General features: G+C 42.7%; 15 protein-coding genes and 1 pseudogene. 14 read left to right on the top strand and 2 right to left on the bottom strand.

Translation table 11 applies throughout. The features are described 5' to 3' along the window. On the bottom strand, positions 1-226 hold a 226-nt coding region (locus tag BMW41_RS03270), incomplete at its 3' end, for a transposase (RefSeq protein ID WP_177171148.1). Positions 227-335: 109 nt separating this feature from the next. Next, the gene (locus BMW41_RS03265; RefSeq protein WP_074648815.1) at positions 336-635 is read right to left on the bottom strand and encodes a glycosyltransferase family 2 protein; all 300 of its coding nucleotides are present in this window, start codon (positions 633-635) and stop codon (positions 336-338) included. Positions 636-902: 267 nt separating this feature from the next. Between BMW41_RS03265 and BMW41_RS03260 the strand changes: the two genes are divergently transcribed. The 14 genes and pseudogenes from BMW41_RS03260 to BMW41_RS03195 all read left to right on the top strand — a co-directional run bounded on the left by BMW41_RS03260 (position 903) and on the right by BMW41_RS03195 (position 16,309). Next, positions 903-1,538, top strand: coding sequence for a sugar transferase (locus BMW41_RS03260; protein WP_074648814.1), 636 nt, complete (start codon positions 903-905; stop codon positions 1,536-1,538). Further along, positions 1,535-3,127 carry an HAD-IA family hydrolase gene (locus tag BMW41_RS03255; RefSeq protein ID WP_074648812.1) on the top strand — a complete coding sequence of 531 codons (1,593 nt, stop codon included), beginning with the start codon at positions 1,535-1,537 and terminating at the stop codon, positions 3,125-3,127. The genes BMW41_RS03260 and BMW41_RS03255 overlap by 4 nt, the downstream gene beginning before the upstream one ends. Then, positions 3,120-4,004: a beta-1,6-N-acetylglucosaminyltransferase gene (locus BMW41_RS03250; RefSeq protein ID WP_083378757.1), complete on the top strand. Its 885-nt coding sequence runs from the start codon at positions 3,120-3,122 to the stop codon at positions 4,002-4,004. The genes BMW41_RS03255 and BMW41_RS03250 overlap by 8 nt, the downstream gene beginning before the upstream one ends. Further along, positions 4,001-4,888 carry a glycosyltransferase family 2 protein gene (locus BMW41_RS03245; RefSeq protein ID WP_074648808.1) on the top strand — a complete coding sequence of 296 codons (888 nt, stop codon included), beginning with the start codon at positions 4,001-4,003 and terminating at the stop codon, positions 4,886-4,888. Before BMW41_RS03250 ends, BMW41_RS03245 begins: the two co-directional genes overlap by 4 nt. A gap of 171 nt (positions 4,889-5,059) precedes the next feature. Further along, entirely contained in the window at positions 5,060-6,190 is a 1,131-nt protein-coding gene (locus tag BMW41_RS03240; protein WP_177171147.1) for a glycosyltransferase family 61 protein, read from the top strand. A gap of 126 nt (positions 6,191-6,316) precedes the next feature. Next, positions 6,317-7,666, top strand: a complete 1,350-nt coding sequence (locus BMW41_RS03235; protein ID WP_177171146.1) for a glycosyltransferase family 4 protein — start codon at positions 6,317-6,319, stop codon at positions 7,664-7,666. Positions 7,667-7,754: 88 nt separating this feature from the next. Next, positions 7,755-8,366, top strand: coding sequence for a hypothetical protein (locus BMW41_RS03230; protein WP_074648803.1), 612 nt, complete (start codon positions 7,755-7,757; stop codon positions 8,364-8,366). A 127-nt stretch (positions 8,367-8,493) separates the two neighbouring features. Further along, positions 8,494-9,282, top strand: a complete 789-nt coding sequence (locus BMW41_RS03225; protein WP_143050800.1) for a DUF4422 domain-containing protein — start codon at positions 8,494-8,496, stop codon at positions 9,280-9,282. A 10-nt stretch (positions 9,283-9,292) separates the two neighbouring features. Beyond that, positions 9,293-10,849, top strand: coding sequence for a lipopolysaccharide biosynthesis protein (locus tag BMW41_RS03220; RefSeq protein WP_143050799.1), 1,557 nt, complete (start codon positions 9,293-9,295; stop codon positions 10,847-10,849). Between the two features lie 70 nt (positions 10,850-10,919). After that, entirely contained in the window at positions 10,920-12,035 is a 1,116-nt protein-coding gene (locus BMW41_RS03215) for an acyltransferase family protein (protein ID WP_083378755.1), read from the top strand. Positions 12,036-12,070: 35 nt separating this feature from the next. Next, a pseudogene (locus BMW41_RS15290) lies at positions 12,071-12,199 on the top strand (transposase); the annotation flags it as partial. 479 nt (positions 12,200-12,678) lie between these two features. Then, the gene (locus tag BMW41_RS03205) at positions 12,679-14,454 is read left to right on the top strand and encodes a DUF4209 domain-containing protein (protein ID WP_074648796.1); all 1,776 of its coding nucleotides are present in this window, start codon (positions 12,679-12,681) and stop codon (positions 14,452-14,454) included. 478 nt (positions 14,455-14,932) lie between these two features. After that, the gene (locus tag BMW41_RS03200; RefSeq protein ID WP_074648794.1) at positions 14,933-15,958 is read left to right on the top strand and encodes a virulence RhuM family protein; all 1,026 of its coding nucleotides are present in this window, start codon (positions 14,933-14,935) and stop codon (positions 15,956-15,958) included. Between the two features lie 63 nt (positions 15,959-16,021). Continuing rightward, positions 16,022-16,309, top strand: coding sequence for a DUF4869 domain-containing protein (locus tag BMW41_RS03195; protein WP_330386910.1), 288 nt, complete (start codon positions 16,022-16,024; stop codon positions 16,307-16,309). Positions 16,310-16,408 lie beyond the last annotated feature (99 nt).

Below are 16,408 nucleotides of genomic sequence, written 5' to 3'. Positions count from 1 at the left end.
GAACCTTGAGTGTGACATCGCCGGACGTAGTCGTAAAATTTCTCTCATAATGCCCAGAGCGGTACCCTTTTCGATCACCGGAACGCTCGTATTTATCAGCATTTACAAGCTCATCGGCTTCGTGATCAAGCAATGCATTGAGGGTTTCCTCAACACTATTCCGTACCAGATCTTTCAGATTGTTCTTTATGAGATCTTCATTAAGCTGTATAGTGTTATCAGACATAGCTATTGCCTCCTCGGTGGGTTTTGTGTGGTAACTTAATTTTACCGACGGCAATAGACTATGTCTATTTTTTATATGAAATTGAATTTGCGAAACTTATTATACGTTATCATTCCACGATATCCGCGCCGGACATTTTCATTGCTTCTGCCATGACGGAGAATGTATTGGCACAGAGGGCATCATCTGGGCCCAAAAATGCGATCATATCCCTGCGGCAGCAGTCAAGACCGGCATTTCTTGCCGCGCTCTGTCCCCGGTTGGACTGATGGATGACCGAGATGCGGCGGCCTTTTTTGGTGTATTCATCGCAGATGTCGCCGGAACCGTCGTCGACTAGGATGATCTCAAGATCGGAATAAGTCTGAGCCAGAAGGCTGTCTACTGCCTCATGGATATACCGGAACAATTACGCTGATCATGGGAGTACCTTCTTTTTGTCTGATCGAAGCTGATGTTTTTTTCAAAATGCGATATAATAGATGAGTAGGATTTCGTCATTATGATGAAAAATATACACGAATTTTTTTATGCAATCAAGCCGAAACGGTGATCGATGTGATAACAAGGCAGTGTTTAACATCGGGAAGAAGCAGGAAAAGAAAAGGACGTTGCCCATCTGAAGTATGAGATGAGTCGAAAGCGAGAGAGTTTGTTGTAACTCATCGGACAGACTATGAAACACAGAGAGTATGGTTTCTATGAAAAATATGTAAAACGCCCGCAGGATTTTCTGTGCGCGGCGCTGGGGATCATCGTGTTATCTCCGGTATTTGTGATTGTGGCGATTCTTGTAAAGATAAATCTGGGAAGTCCGGTTATTTTTTCACAGGAACGCCCGGGACGAAACGGGAAGATTTTTCAATTATACAAGTTTCGTACGATGCTTCCGCCAAAGGGAAATGTGATTGATCCGAAACAGGATGCGGAACGGCTGACACCTTTTGGAAGAAAACTGCGGGCAGTATCGCTGGATGAACTGCCGGAGCTTTTTAACATACTAAGAGGGGATATGGCTGTCGTCGGGCCGCGTCCGCTGCTGGTCCGGTATCTTGGCCGTTATACTCCGCGTCAGGCAAGGAGGCATGAGGTGCGGCCCGGTTTTACCGGTCTGGCACAGGTGAATGGAAGAAATGCGATCAGTTGGGAGGAAAAGTTTGATTGGGATGTCAAATATGTCGATCGTATTACATTTTTGGGGGACTGGAAGATCATTTTTCAAACAGTAAAGACCGTTTTAAAACGGGAAGGAATCAGCGCGGCCGGAGAAGCTACGATGGAAGAGTTTATGGGGAGCGGCAGTAGGAAATGAATATTCTTTTTACAGGAGTCGGCAGACGAATCGAACTGATACAGGCCTTCCGCAGTGCTGCGGAGACCTTGCGGAAGGATTTGAAAATATATGGTGCGGATATGACGGAAACAGCTCCGGCACTGGCTTATTGCGACGGAACGCGAATCGTTACCGGAATGAAGGAGCCGAGATATGTCGATGAACTGCTGACGATCTGCAAAGAAGATGAGATTGATTTGCTGATACCGACCATTGATACGGATCTCCTGATCCTCTCGGAGAATAAGGAGAGATTTGAGGAAATCGGAACGAGGGTGATGATCAGCGAACCAGATCAGGTCCGCATCGGTCGGGATAAAACGTTATCTGCCCGATTTTTGAAGAAGTGCGGTTTTTTTACCCCCGTGACGGTGGATGACTGGAAAGAATATAAAAGTGGTTTTCCTGCATTTATCAAACCAAGAGATGGAAGCAGTTCGATTGGTGCATTCAAGGTTCAAAATGCGGAAGAATTGAAAATATATGCCGCGCATCTGGAAAACTACATTGTCCAGCCTTTTGTCAGCGGGATCGAGTATACCATCGATGTATTCTGCGATTGGAACGGCAATCCGCTCTCGATTGTTCCGAGGGAGAGACTGAAGGTCCGAGATGGTGAAGTCCTTAAAACGAGGATAAGGATGGATAAGGCCATTCTTGAGGAGGCGGAAAAAATCTGTTCGGCATACAGACCCTGCGGAGCCGTGTCAATTCAGCTGATCCGGGATGCGGAAGGGACAGACTGGTTTATTGAGATTAACCCTCGATTTGGCGGTGGCGCACCGTTATCGATGAGGGCCGGCGCAAGAAGTGCGGAGTCGGTTTTACGGTTGCTGGACGGAGAACCGGCAGAGCGTTACACAGTTGCAGACGGCGCAATATACAGCCGCTTTGATCAGGCTGTGTGCATTGATCCCGGAAAAAGAACATCGGTAAAAGGCGTGATCTTTGATTTGGATGATACGCTGTATTCTGAGAAGGAGTATGTCTGGTCCGGATATAACGAGGTAAGCGATTTTTTCGGGGGGGGGTATACTTCTGAGTTATATCATTTTTTCTTGAATGGAAAGCCGGCGATCGACGAATTGATGAGAGAGACCGGGCATGAAGAGGAAAAGGATGAGGCGGTTGAGGTTTATCGTCATCATAAGCCGGATCTTCATTTGTATGATGGTGTGGCGGAGCTGATATCGGAACTGAAGTCTAAGAATATCCGGGTTGGGATTATTACGGATGGACGGCCGGAAGGTCAGAGGAATAAGCTGGAAGCGTTGGGGCTTTATGATATGATGGATGACATCATTATCACAGATGAGCTTGGAGGAAAACAGTTTCGGAAGCCGTGCGATATTGCTTTTCGTATTATGCTGACAAGATGGCGGCTGAATCCCGCAGATGTGGTTTATGTGGGAGATAATGCGGCAAAAGATTCCCAGGCGCCTCGACAGTTGGGAATGCGGTTTCTTTGGTTTGACAATGAAGAGGGGCTGTATCGATCGGAAAAACAGGAGGGTTACAACAGTATTTCCGCAATCCGGGATGCTTTGATCGGAGGCGGCGATGAGTAATGTTCGAATGGCATATCTGCTTGTTGCCCATACCGCGCCGCAGCAGGTGAATGCATTGATCCGTCAGCTTTTGAATTATGGAGACTGCGAGATTTATATTCATGTCGACAAGAAGAACGCTTCTATGGCGGATGAACTGTTTCGGTCATCCAGGGTTCACGTATACTGTGAATATGAAGTGCGATGGGGCAGCTTTGAAATCGTGAAAGCTGCTTTTTTTCTGATGGAAAAAGCGCTTGGGTCCGGAAAAGAATATACGCATTTTTATTTCGGATCCGGTCAGGATCTGCTGGTAAAAAAAGGCCTGTATGAATATCTGGAACGTTACCCGGAGAAGACGTTTATCCGGATCAACAGGGAGATTACGGATAAAGACCGGGAATCTGCCAGATACCGGGTGATGTGGCCGCATAAGCTGATGAGAAGAGAAGATTGGAATGTTTGCCGGATTATCCGGATCCTGATTCAGCTGTTATGTCGGTGCGGACTTGTTCTTTTTCCGAATAAAGAGCAGCTGACCACGGCGATGAGGTTCTATGAAGGAAGAACCTGGTTTATTGCTCCGGAAGAGGTTATCGGATATATGGTCCGGTTTATCGCAGAGCATGAAGATTATGTTCGATTTTGGGAACATAGTCTTGCTTCGGATTTGATGTTTTTTCAGACAATTATTATGAATTCGGAATACCGGGATTCGGTTGCGGACGAACTGATGTATGTGAATTTCGGAAAGACCTTCGGAACCATGAATCATCCGCTGGACATAACGATTGAGGATGACCGGAAGATCGAGAACGGAAACTTTTACTGCGCCAGAAAGTTCAATATTGAGAAAAAAGATGTATTTGATTATTATCTCAGGAAGGTGGAATCGTGAGCCTGATCAGTGTTATTGTTCCTCTGTATAAAGGAAAGCGGTTCGTTGAGCGTATTTTGACGATGGCAGACCGGAATGCGGCTTTACTGAGAGACCGGAATACACCGTATGAGATGGAACTGATTCTTGTCAATGACGATCCGACGGAGACGATTGAGAAAAAAAGGTTTGATAGAGTCGCTTATCCGGTTTTTCTGATCAATAACGAGCGGAATATGGGAATTCACGCTTCCAGGGTGAGGGGAATTGATTTTGCGCATGGTGAGTATATCTGGCTGCTGGATCAGGATGACCGGATTGAGGATGAATTTCTGTGGTCACAGATGAGAATTCTGTCGGAGAAGGATGACGCGCCGTTTGTTGTCTGCAATGGATATATTCAGCATAAAACCTATACAAGACGGATCTATCCGTCCTGTATGATGCAGAAATTAACGGAGTTTCCGAAGGCTTATGCGTATATGGATAATCGAATCGTATCGCCGGGACAATGTATCATACGGAAAAAATACATCAGACGTTTTTGGCTGTCGAAGGCCTTGCGAAATAATGGGGCAGATGATTTGTTTTTATGGATGATGATCTTATCCACGGGACACAAGCCGACGACAAATCCGGGACTGCTGTATACGCACGTTAATACCGATCGCAATACTTCTCTGAATTTGGATGAGATGTATTCCTCTGTTGCTGAGATGATCGATATCGCAAGACTTCATCCGGAGGAAACGGGGATAGCACCGGAACTTCTCGATATTATGGAATATAGAAATAATTATCTGTGGAGGAAAAAGAGCCGAAACAAAGTTGGCTGGATGACAAGACTCGTGATTCATGGAATTTATGCGGTCAGGCAAAGAAAATATACAGGTATGCGAAGATAAGCCGGAGACTTGAGGCGAAGAATGTTAAATTATGATTTCTTGTACTCCAAGGAATATTATGGAAAAGATCTGAAAGTGGTTCATCTGGAGAAAAAGTCATTATCCTGGAAAAAGTTGAATAATGTTACACTTTTACCGTATAAATCAATTGAAGGAAATCTCGGGGGAGGATTGGTAGACTCAAGTGGCGAGTATATCGACGGTTCCGGCTTGCATGCGGGCCTTGGCTGTGCGTATGATCATAATGGGGAAGTTTCCGAGCGGGATGATACGGTGGTTTTTTTGGGACTCTGGCCGAATATATGGGGACACTGTCTGACGGATAATCTGAGAAGATTGTGGGTGTTGGATAATACGGCCTTTATGGAAAAATATGGAAAGCGGAAGTTTGTGTATATCCCGTTTGAGGATAAGGATATTATTCCAAATTTTCAAAGTCTTCTGAGTATGATTGGATGTGACCGCATTACATTGGAACCGGTTCGGACGGTTACAAGATTTCGTGAGGTGATTCTTCCGGATGAGTGTTTTTACAGAAGAAATGACGGACCGCGACCATTTGTCCGGGAGTTTGGTACAAGATTATATACGGAAGAGTATAGGAATCTGATACAAAAAATCAGAAACTGTGAGAAGCCCCGGAGCATTGAAAAACGTACCCAAAAGATATACTGTTCCACGAGAAAGAGAACCCGATACAATGAGTTCGGGGAGCGGAGACTGGAAATCTATTTTCGGAAACTTGGTTTTGAGATTATTTATCCGGAGGAGCATTCATTTGAGGAACAGCTGAATCTGTTTCGGAACTGTTCGGAATTTGCGGCTACTGTCGGCTCAGTATCCCATAATATCATGTTTCTGCGGGAACATACGAAAGTCTGGCTGATTCCAAGAACCGCGTTTATTACTGAGTATCAGTTGGCCATCGATACGCTGCAGGACCTTGAGATATCGTATATTGATTCTACGTTATCCATATATCCGGATAAAAAGAATCCATGGACCGGGCCCAATTTTTATATTATCAGTGATCCTCTTCAAAAATGTTTCGGAACGGAGATCAATTATGCGGTTGACCGGGTGCGGTTTTGGGTATTCCGGCATCTTGCACGCACTATGCATGAGGATGCGCAGTTTTCAGAGTATTATCGGGATGCCGTCAAAAGATATCTTCCGGATGTGGAGGAACAGATTCTGACCTCGGATTTTGCGGATTTCGGAAGATCAATCCGGCGGAAAATAATAAAAAAAATGAAACTGTGGCAGAGTGTTTCGATGATTCTCAAATGGATGGAGATGTGAGAGAAAAAAATGAAGATAAGTCGCAATTCCATCCGTCGGATGGTGTCCAATATATTTCACTACACGCCGATGTTATATCGGCTGTACGCGGATTTATTTCGCCGGAAGCCGGAAACGTTTCCAGAGATGAGAAATTCCTTTTTTTGTAGTTTCGAGGAGCTTCTCATCGAACTGGAACGTAAAAATGCATTCATATGGGGCGGAGAGATCATCCAAAAGTATGACGCAAGGAAAAAAAGTATTCTTTTGATCAGCCATGAGCTCAGCCTTACTGGTGCACCGATTGTTCTGATCAATCTTGCGCGTAAGCTCATGGAGATCGGATATCAGGTTATCTTAATTGCACCGAAGGATACAGATTTTTTGGATGCGGATCATTATGAATTGACTGATGGAGTGCCGATCGTGACATTCCGGCCCTTGTTTGAATCGGATTTCATTCTCCGGTCGGCAGATCTGTTCGATGTGTTTATTCCGAATACTATTTGCTGTGCGCCGATTGTCAGGATGCTTGATCATACCGACCAAAATATTGTCTGGTGGATTCATGAACCGTTCTCCTCTTATGGACGGGACTCCGCGGAGCTTATGCCGGAAACAGTAAATGATCACGTTCGGGTATATGCAGTCGGTGGGTATGCGAAACGGGGGCTTGAGGAGCGTTATCCGAAGTATCCGGCGGAGGAACTGATCTATTATTTGCCGGATATTTCGGGTGGTTTTTCTGAGAAACGGGTACTGGCAGAGCATCAGAAGAAAAAGAGAGTATATGCGCACATAGGCGCGATGGGATGGAGAAAAGGAACCGATATTCTCTGCAGAGCGATCCGGCTTCTTCCGGTGGAATTGATTGATTCCTGTCTGTTTGTGTTTGCCGGCGCATTTCATGATGATATACCGGAAACAGAGATTGACGAAATTCAGAAGAAATATCCTGAAAGTATAGTGTATACGGGAATACTGTCTCCGGAGAGAGTTCATCAGTTGTATAAGGAAATAGACTTTCTTGTCTGCTCTTCCAGAGACGATCCTATGCCGGTTGTAGTTGCGGAAGGCGCGTGTGATGGGGTCCCCTGTATCTGCTCAGAGAATACAGGCTCCGCATACTTTATCGAAAAGTATCAGGCTGGATATGTGTATAATGGCAATAGTCCGCGAAGACTGGCTGAGAAGATCCGGAAATCATTTGAGATCAGTGAGGACGAGTATCGCGGATTGTCGAGCAATGCGAGAAAACTATATGAGGAAGTTTACAGCGAGGAGGTTTTTGAGAAAAATGTGAAACGAATCATTGGTTTTCCGGATACAGAGGGAAGCGGTAAACGGCGTTCGAATGATTATGCGCGGAACAGAAGAAAAAGAGAAGATAAAGGTGTAAGGAATGCTGAAACAGATGAGAGCAATTTACCGGCTGCGCAACAGTATAATAACACCGGGATTATATCGAAGAAGGGAAACATTTTGGAGAGAACATGACCGGATCGATTTTTTTAGGATTCCGATTTTTATTATCAGCTATAACCGGCTTACATATTTAAAGGGATTGGTAGCTCAGCTGAAGCGGATGGGATATAGCAATATCAATATCATTGACAATCATTCTACCTATAAGCCGCTTCTGGAGTATTATGAGAGTACCGACTGCAAGGTTTTTTATATGACGAAGAATCATGGGCATATGGTTTTCTGGGAGTGCGACGAATTTCGGCCTTATCGGAATGAGCTGTATGTGGTAACGGATCCGGATATCCTTCCGGTAGATGACTGCCCTGTGGATTTTATGGAAAAACTGTATCATTGTCTAAAAAAATATCCGGGTATTCGAAAAGCGGGGATGTCGCTGAAAATCGATGATATACCGAAAGACGCTCCGCTTCATGATGATGTCATCCGGTGGGAGTCCCGGTTCTACCGCGCTAAGGTGCCATTTACCAATTGTTATGTTGCTGATGTGGACACAACGCTTGCGTTATATATGCCGGATTGTTTGAATATCAGCAAAAATTTCCTTTTTGCGGTCCGACTGGGTGAGCCTTACCAGCTCCGGCATCTTCCGTGGTATAAAACAAAGATAGAGATCACACAAGAAGACCGAGAGTACGCTGAGAGCAGAATTACCGGATTCTGGGATGAAGCGGAAGGAAAAATGAGAGTGGATGTGACGGAATATCGATGAGAAACGGCAATCACAGACGGATTAAGATAACCGCAGACTGGATTTCAATTGGTGCAGGAGGGATCAGGGATTCCGGTTTGTAACAGAAGGCGGCCGTGTGCAGAGAAGGAAGATTGCAGAAAAAAAGATGAGGGTAGTTACATATATCTCCACTTACGGAGCGAAATGCTTGCATAAGGGAAAGGGAATCTGCCTGGAAGCCGGAGCGAAGGGCAGAGATTTTTTTCGTTATCCGTTACACGATGATACCGGAGACAATATATCTAAAGATAATGCGTACTATGGGGATCTGACAGTTTTGTATTGGATCTGGAAGAACGGAGAAAAGGGGAAGGGCACGTGCATTTCCTTCCGGCATTATAACAAATATCTGATGATCCGTGAGAAAAAAGTTCTCGGGTACCTGAATGAAAATCCGGATGGATGGATTGTTGCAAGAAAAGTTTCCAATCCACCGCATAATTTTCCGGAGGAATGGAGAAGTTTTCGGAAGATTATAAATGAGAAGTATCCGCTCTATTTTGATGCTCTGCGCAGGCTGTATCGTGATGATGGCTCCGGAAGTCAGTGCAACGCTACCAATATGTTTATTACATCGTCTGGTCAGATGCATGAGTATTGTTGCGTGTTATTTAAGATTTGCAGGGATCTGAGGGAAGAGGTCGGGAATACGGATCACAAACGTTCGGATCAGCGGTACTGCGCATTTATGGCAGAGCGTTTTTTGTCGGTCTATCTGGAAACGCATCATCTTCCCAGACTCGAGGTGGATGTCTGCCGAAGCAGCCTTGCGCTGTACTGGTTAAGAAAAATCGCGAAATCAGCAGGATTCAGCATGGCATGGAAACCGGTCAAGGAAGCGGAACAATTGCTTTTTCGATACAGCCGTCACAGTTCATATGATGACGGTGAATGAGGAAAAAACGATGGAGTTTAATCATTCATCCAGAAAAAAGAATATTGCGATATCTTCCGTGATCAACACGATATGCAGAGTTGCTTATCTTTTGATCGGTTTCGTGTATCGAATGTGGTTTCTGAAGATTCTTTCGGTAGAGTATCTTGGAATTAACGGAGTATTTACCAATATCATCGGACTCATGAGTTTTGCAGATCTGGGGATTTCCGCGGCCATTATTTATCGGATCTATGAGCCGCTCAGCCGGGAGGATACGGAGAGGGTTGGTCAGCTGATGCGGTTCTTTAAAAAGGCATATCATCTGGTGGCACTCGTTCTTCTGGTATTCGGATGTGTGATCGCGTTTTTTTTGCCGGCATTCATCCGGGATCGAGCGGAAATTCCGGGAGATGTAAATATATATCTGACCTTTTTCCTTTTTCTGCTACAGTCCGTTTCATCGTATTTCTTTACATACCGGTTGACGATGTTTGATGTGGATCAGAAGCAGTTCATCAATACTCTGATCAATACTGTGACGATGGCAGTGCGATGTCTGGTTCAGATTCTTCTGCTGGTTTCCTTCAGAAGTTATCAGTTATCGCTTTTGGCCGGTATCCTTGTTACTGTGTTTTCCAATTTTTTGACCAATCTTTGGGTTACAAGAGAATACCCGCATGTTTTCTCAGTAAAATCCGATCTTTCAAGAGCGGAAGAGAGGGCAATCTATAAGGATACGCTTGCGGCAATCTGTCATAAGATTGGTGGGATCGTTATAGCATCAACGGATAATCTCCTTCTGGCGAAGTATCTTGGACTGGCGATAACCGGAATCTTCTCCAATTATTCGATGATTCTGTCCGGTTTTTCAACGATGATCGCGGTATTGTTTGGGCCGTTTACCGCTGCTCTCGGAAATGTTCACGCGACGGAGGATTGTACCGGGCGTTATCGGGCATATAAGAGGTCATTGTACGTTAATTTCTGGATTGTCGGGATGATTACTGCCTGCATGTATCTTCTGATTAACGACTTTATCACATTGTGGCTGGGAGCCGGGATGTTGTTGGATGAGATGACGGTCTTTTTTCTTTGTATACAGTTTTATCTGACCGGATCGAGGAAAGTGCCGGAGGCGTATATTTCCGTATGTGGACTTTTTGTTAGGGATAAAGGAAGACCGATCATCGAAGCGGTGCTCAATTTGACATTATCGATCTTTCTTTTAAAACGGATCGGCGTTGCGGGGGTTTTTGCCGGGACAGTATTCAGCTGTCTTCTTACGACCTATTGGAGAGAACAGTATCTTCTGTACAAATATGTCTTTCAGGTGTCATCTCTTGATTTTTGGATCTTTAATCTGAGGATGGTCTTTGTGACGGGAATAACAATTATCGTTGGAAAGCTTTCTACATTATGGATTTTTGGGGGAGAACGGTCCATTTTACAGTGGATTTTGAAGGGGATTTGGACGGTAATTCTGTTTGGAGTGGTAAATGGTATTATTTTCTGGCGAAATGAAGAATTCCGGTATGCGACAGCTGCGCTCCGGAAAACTCTGCGGGCAGGCATAGGATCTCATTGAGAGGATATGGTTTGAAGTGAAAGTAATATAAGAGAATTATGAACGGGAAGTCGATAATCCGGGAGTAGCGATGAGAGAACAGCATATGAAGGAAAGTGTTGGGATGGACCGTGTGGGGACAGTCGGAAAAAATTGCAATATGGTGGATGTAATCAAAGTGATATGTGCGGTTATGGTGGTAATGGGACACATAGAACCGTTTGGAAAAGATGTGCCGGAAACCTTTGCATATTTGAATTTTGGATTTCAGAAATATCTGGCAAGAATTGCTGTTCCATTTTTCTTTGTTGCGTCAGGATATTTTTTGTTTCGAAAGAGTTCGACAGAAAACTTTGACGTTCGTCATTCGGCGAAATATATCAAACGGATTCTTCGGTTGTATCTTACATGGACAATTTTGTATTTACCGTTAATCATTCGAGGTTTTTTTCATGATGAGAAGGGATTAAAACATGCAATTTCCATGTTTGTGAGATATTTTTTCTTTACGGGGAGTTATGCGCAGCTTTGGTATCTTCCAGCACTGATGACTGCGGTATTGATTGTAACAATTCTGCTTCACAGGAGGATCGCAGTGTGGCGAATTCTTGCGATAGGTGGATTTTTCTATTTCATTGGCCTGTTTGCACAGTCATGGTTTGGGTTTATCAGGCCGTTGGAGCATCATCTTCCGGGAATATGGAATTTTCTGAAATTGGTTGAACAGGTGATCATTACAACAAGAGATGGTCTGTTTGATGGCTTCTTATTTGTTGCGATTGGGATGTATTTTGCGTTTTATAATGTTAAGATGCGATCGGATAAGGCATTGGTGGGATTTCTTTTATCTATGACTGCCCTTTTTGCGGAAGTATTTGCGTTAAAGTCTTTTCATTTCATCAAAGAATACGATATGTATCTGTTCTTGGTTCCCGCAGTTTGGTATTTGTTCTGCTTTGCGAAGAACACGGAGCTGCCGGATCATCCCATATATGGTGTTCTCAGGAAAATCAGTTCGCTGATCTTTTATCTTCATCTGTGGGTGGACGCTGTTGTTGTGAAGTTCTTGCTCCGGATTGGTGAAACATATGTGAATTCGGGATTGCAGTTTGTTCTGACGTTGATTGGAACGATAATGGTGTCGATGGGGGTAATCTGGCTTTCGGAAAATAGGAAGTTTGCGTGGATGAAGCGATTGTATGTCTGATTACTGCCATAGGTTCGGCGAACTTACATGCAGCTATCCAAGTAATTTTAGATAACCACACAGTCCATACCAGCAAGAAAATAAAACAATACCTTAAAACTGTGCCAGGAAGATTCGTTTTCATCTTCACACCAAAACATGGATCCTGGTTAAACATTGTTGACAGAAGAGGTGAGAGCAAGAGCATTGTATGGAGTTCTGTGTTGCTTACGTTTGAAAAAGCGGTAGAATTGCGGGGAGCGATTGTAAATCGACCGGAGGATTTGGGCGAGATCAGAGATGTTTCATACATCTATCCGATGCTGTATCGATTCGGTATCATCGAGGCGCCGGAGGAAATGGAGGAAAAGATGGTGGGAAAGAGGACAAAGGAGATGAAGATAATCAGGAGATTGATCTTGCGAATACGTTGTAATATAGCAGAAGGAGAAAGCTAATTAAATACCTCTGTCCGCTCTGATCCTGTGATAAAATTGGGATTGGCATGGTTAGCTTTTTTGTATGTTTACTTCGCGTTAATTCAATTATATCAGAGGCACTGAGCATAGGTTTGGGGATTTCCCACATTATGGAATTTTATGGTTTGATACTCTTTTTCAACGGGGAAAGTTTAAGTAATAAGAAATGGAGTTCACATTAGATTTTGAATATTTATGAATTAATTAACGAAATATATTCTTCAAGCATAGAACAACATTGGGATAATCTTCCGGATGCGTTTTATTCATGGAATCGTGAAAAACTGGAAGATGGATTTGACTTAGAAGTATTTGACCTTGCAAAACGGGCGTATGAGATTCGAATTATTTACAGATCGGATCGAAGAGATTGTGATACGAAACAGGAGTATTGGAAATGTGGGGATGCAAGTTTTGTTCCGTTTACAGATTATGAATTACAGGTGTTAAATGGCTTAGATTGGACAAGACTACCACATGCTTTTAAAGCTCATATTTATGACGTAATTTGGTTAATTAATCATAAGTATGAGGCGGCAAAAACAGCAGCAGAGGAATACTATTATTTATATCATGAATGGTTTGACGAAGTAAACTGGGTACAGTGCGTTGATTACATCAGCAGGGCGGTCGAACTCGCTACTAGAATTGGAATCAGTGACAAGAAAGAATACTATCTGACAGAGGTGTACAAGGATATTATTCGGTTAAATGGAGACGATGCCTCTTTTTTATCTATTTCTTTAATTGAATTGATTGCCAATCAGAATTATCATTGTGATTTCAGTATCCTTATTTCATTGGTTGACAGAGTGATTTCCAACAATCAAGAGAGTATGAGCAAGCCTCATGTAGTAGAACAGGCTTATTACCAGAAAGCCCATCTTTATAGAAAATTAAAGGATAGCAAAACTGAAAATAATGTATATGTTCAATATGCAGATTTTCTTATGATGGGTGTAGAGAATCTTTTGAAAAAAACAAAAGAGGAGGATGTTGATAAACGCGATTGGTTTTTGGCAGAGCGAGACATTAAGAAAGCTATTGAATTATTCCAAAATCACGCCGCCCCGGAAAAAGCGTTGGATGCACAAAAAAGACTTGTGGAAATCCAGAAAGAAGCGGTCAAGCATATTCCCATGCATGAATTTAAATATGATTTGTCAAAGGAATATGAGATATTTATCTCTAACTACGGAAATCACAATACCAAAGAATTGATTTGGGATGTGATTTTTGCGGTTAGCTTTCAAAACAAACAGAAAATTCGAGAAAAGATCACAAAGAGGTCGTCGATATTATCAGTGTTGGTTCCACGACAAATTCTGGGAGCCGAAGGGCAGACTGAATTCGTTCTTCCTGCTTTGGACTTGAGCGACGAAAATAATATTCTTTTACATATGTACTTTAGAGCAAAAGAAGATGAGAATATATATGGTCAGACGATTGGGAGGTGGTTTATCCAGCTTTTTCGAAAAATGGATTTACAGGAAAGCGACTTGGATTTGATTTTTGAGAACAATCCGATTATACCAAAAGGACAAGAGAAGGATGTTCAAAGAGGTGTATATTATGGGCTGACTGGACACATGTCAGATGCCTTAGATAAGTTGGCACCTAAGATGGAGAATATTATTCGAAATCTTGCGGAAATGTGTGGTGACCTTATGACGTATTATGACACAAAAAAAGGCATTCAGAAAAGGAAAGTACTTAGCCAGGTATTTATTGGAGAAAAACTCAAAGAATGCATTGACGAGAACGTCCTCTTTACGTTTGATGGACTACTTCAGCAGAAGGCGGGATCAAATATTAGAAATAGGATTGGCCATGGATTAAACACTGAAGATGAGTGCTTTTCGGGAGATTGTATATATTTTGTAATGATAGTTTTGAAATATTGTGCGTTCTACTGTGGGCACTTTATTGATGAGATGGAAAGGCATATTCATAATCGATGAGGCTGCGCAGATTAAACACTAGACAATGTTTTGGGGAAAGAATGTTCCAGTGATTCGGGAATATGAGAGCGAGATATCGTTGGCATAGGATAAGGAACAGCCTGCATTTTGCGCTGCCGAGTGGCCAGTAGTGCGTTTGCCGGTGGCCACCCAGCGTTGCCAGTGGCCGGGGTTAATCAACCACTTTCCGTTCAATCATAACTAAGAAAGATAATCAAGGTGTTGAGTAGCTTAGATTGGAGGCGGTATGGGACTGCTCTTTCATCGCAACAGCAGGTAATCCTACAAAGAGCTGCTTTAATTCCATTGTAGATGTTACCAAGGCTAAGCATTATAACGGGCTTGGACGTTATATTTCAAGAGGGTATGCCACTATGGCCTATTTAAGTTGGTGGGAGGTTTGTAGAAGGGGAATCCGACAGAGGCAGAGATAAAGAGGGATGTGGATTTTCATAAGAATCTTTTAGAGGGTTTTCGTATGAAAAAGTATGTTCAGATAAGAAATAGTACTGTTGATTTTTTGATTTTTACCAAAGACTCTAAAAGTGATGGAATAGAAGTTAGAGTGCAAGATGGAGATGTCTGGTTAACTCAAAATGCGATAGCACAGCTTTTTGATATTGATAGGTCAGTTGTCTCGAAGCATCTCAAAAAAATTTTTTCTTCGGGGGAATTGGATGAAAATTCAGTTTGTGCAAAATATGCACAAACTGCTGATGATGGAAAAAACTACAATTATAAGTTTTATTCTTTGGCAGCGATTATTGCTGTAGGATATAGGACAAATTCTGATAAGGCAACACAATTTAGACAATGGGCAACGAAGGTATTAGATGCATTTACTAAACAGGGTTATGTTCTTGATAAAAGCAGACTAGTGAATGGAAAAATATTTGATGAAGATTATTTTGATCAGTTAGTAGCTGAAATTCAGGAAATACGAGCTAGTGAAAGAAGATTCTACCAGAAAATAACAGATATATATGCAACTGCTGCAGATTATGATAAAGATGCTCCTGTGACAAGAGAATTCTATGCAACGGTGCAGAATAAAATGCATTATGCTGTTCATGGAAACACAGCGGCAGAACTTATCGTATCCAGAGCTGATCACACAAAGGAACACATGGGATTAACTTCATGGAAAAACGCACCAGATGGGAAAATCATAAAGACGGATGTTTCAATAGCAAAAAACTATTTGTTAAAAGATGAAATACAAGAACTAAATGAGATAGTAACAATGTATCTTGATTATGCGACGAGGCAGGCTAAGAGGCATGTTCCGATGACAATGGCAGATTGGAAATCGAAATTAGATGCATTTCTTGTTTTTAACGATGCTGAAGTTCTGCAAAATAAAGGGAAAGTAACTGCGGCTATAGCAAAAGAATTTGCAGAGAGCGAGTTTGAAAAATATAGACTTATACAGGACAAGACATATGAAAGTGACTTTGATAAGTTGATTAACAGTACTGAGAATATCGAAGATTCTACTAAGTAACAATCGCATAAAGGAACATAAGGCAGGAATGACCTGATGATAATACGGTAGGGGTGCCATTGAATAAAAGCTCTGATACTGATGTATGAAGAGGATGATTTTTATACCGATTTGATCGTGTGTGGACGAAATTGCGAAAATCTGATCCTTGATATTGCAGAGAAGAAAAATATAAAGTGCAGTCTGAGCGGATATGATATTTCGTTTGATAATCTCGGAGATAAGGATCATCCTACACCCGTTCGATGCGAAAATGATGGCAGCCTGCTCCGAAATCACGAGGAGTTTGTATTAAAGATGCTGGAGCTGGTCGGGAAAAAGATTCCGGTACTCGGAGGTAATCAGGGATGAAACTTTTAAAGTTTACATATGAGAAAATGAAGGGGAAACCCGCCCCATATTACTATGACTATTCGATGGCTACGATTATTGCCAAGCCAATTCGAAAGT

Source organism: [Clostridium] aminophilum (assembly GCF_900101295.1).
GTDB lineage: Bacteria > Bacillota > Clostridia > Lachnospirales > Lachnospiraceae > Clostridium_R > Clostridium_R aminophilum_A.
Note: the sequence above shows the minus strand (reverse complement) of the source record. Positions and strands in the feature narration are given on the sequence as shown.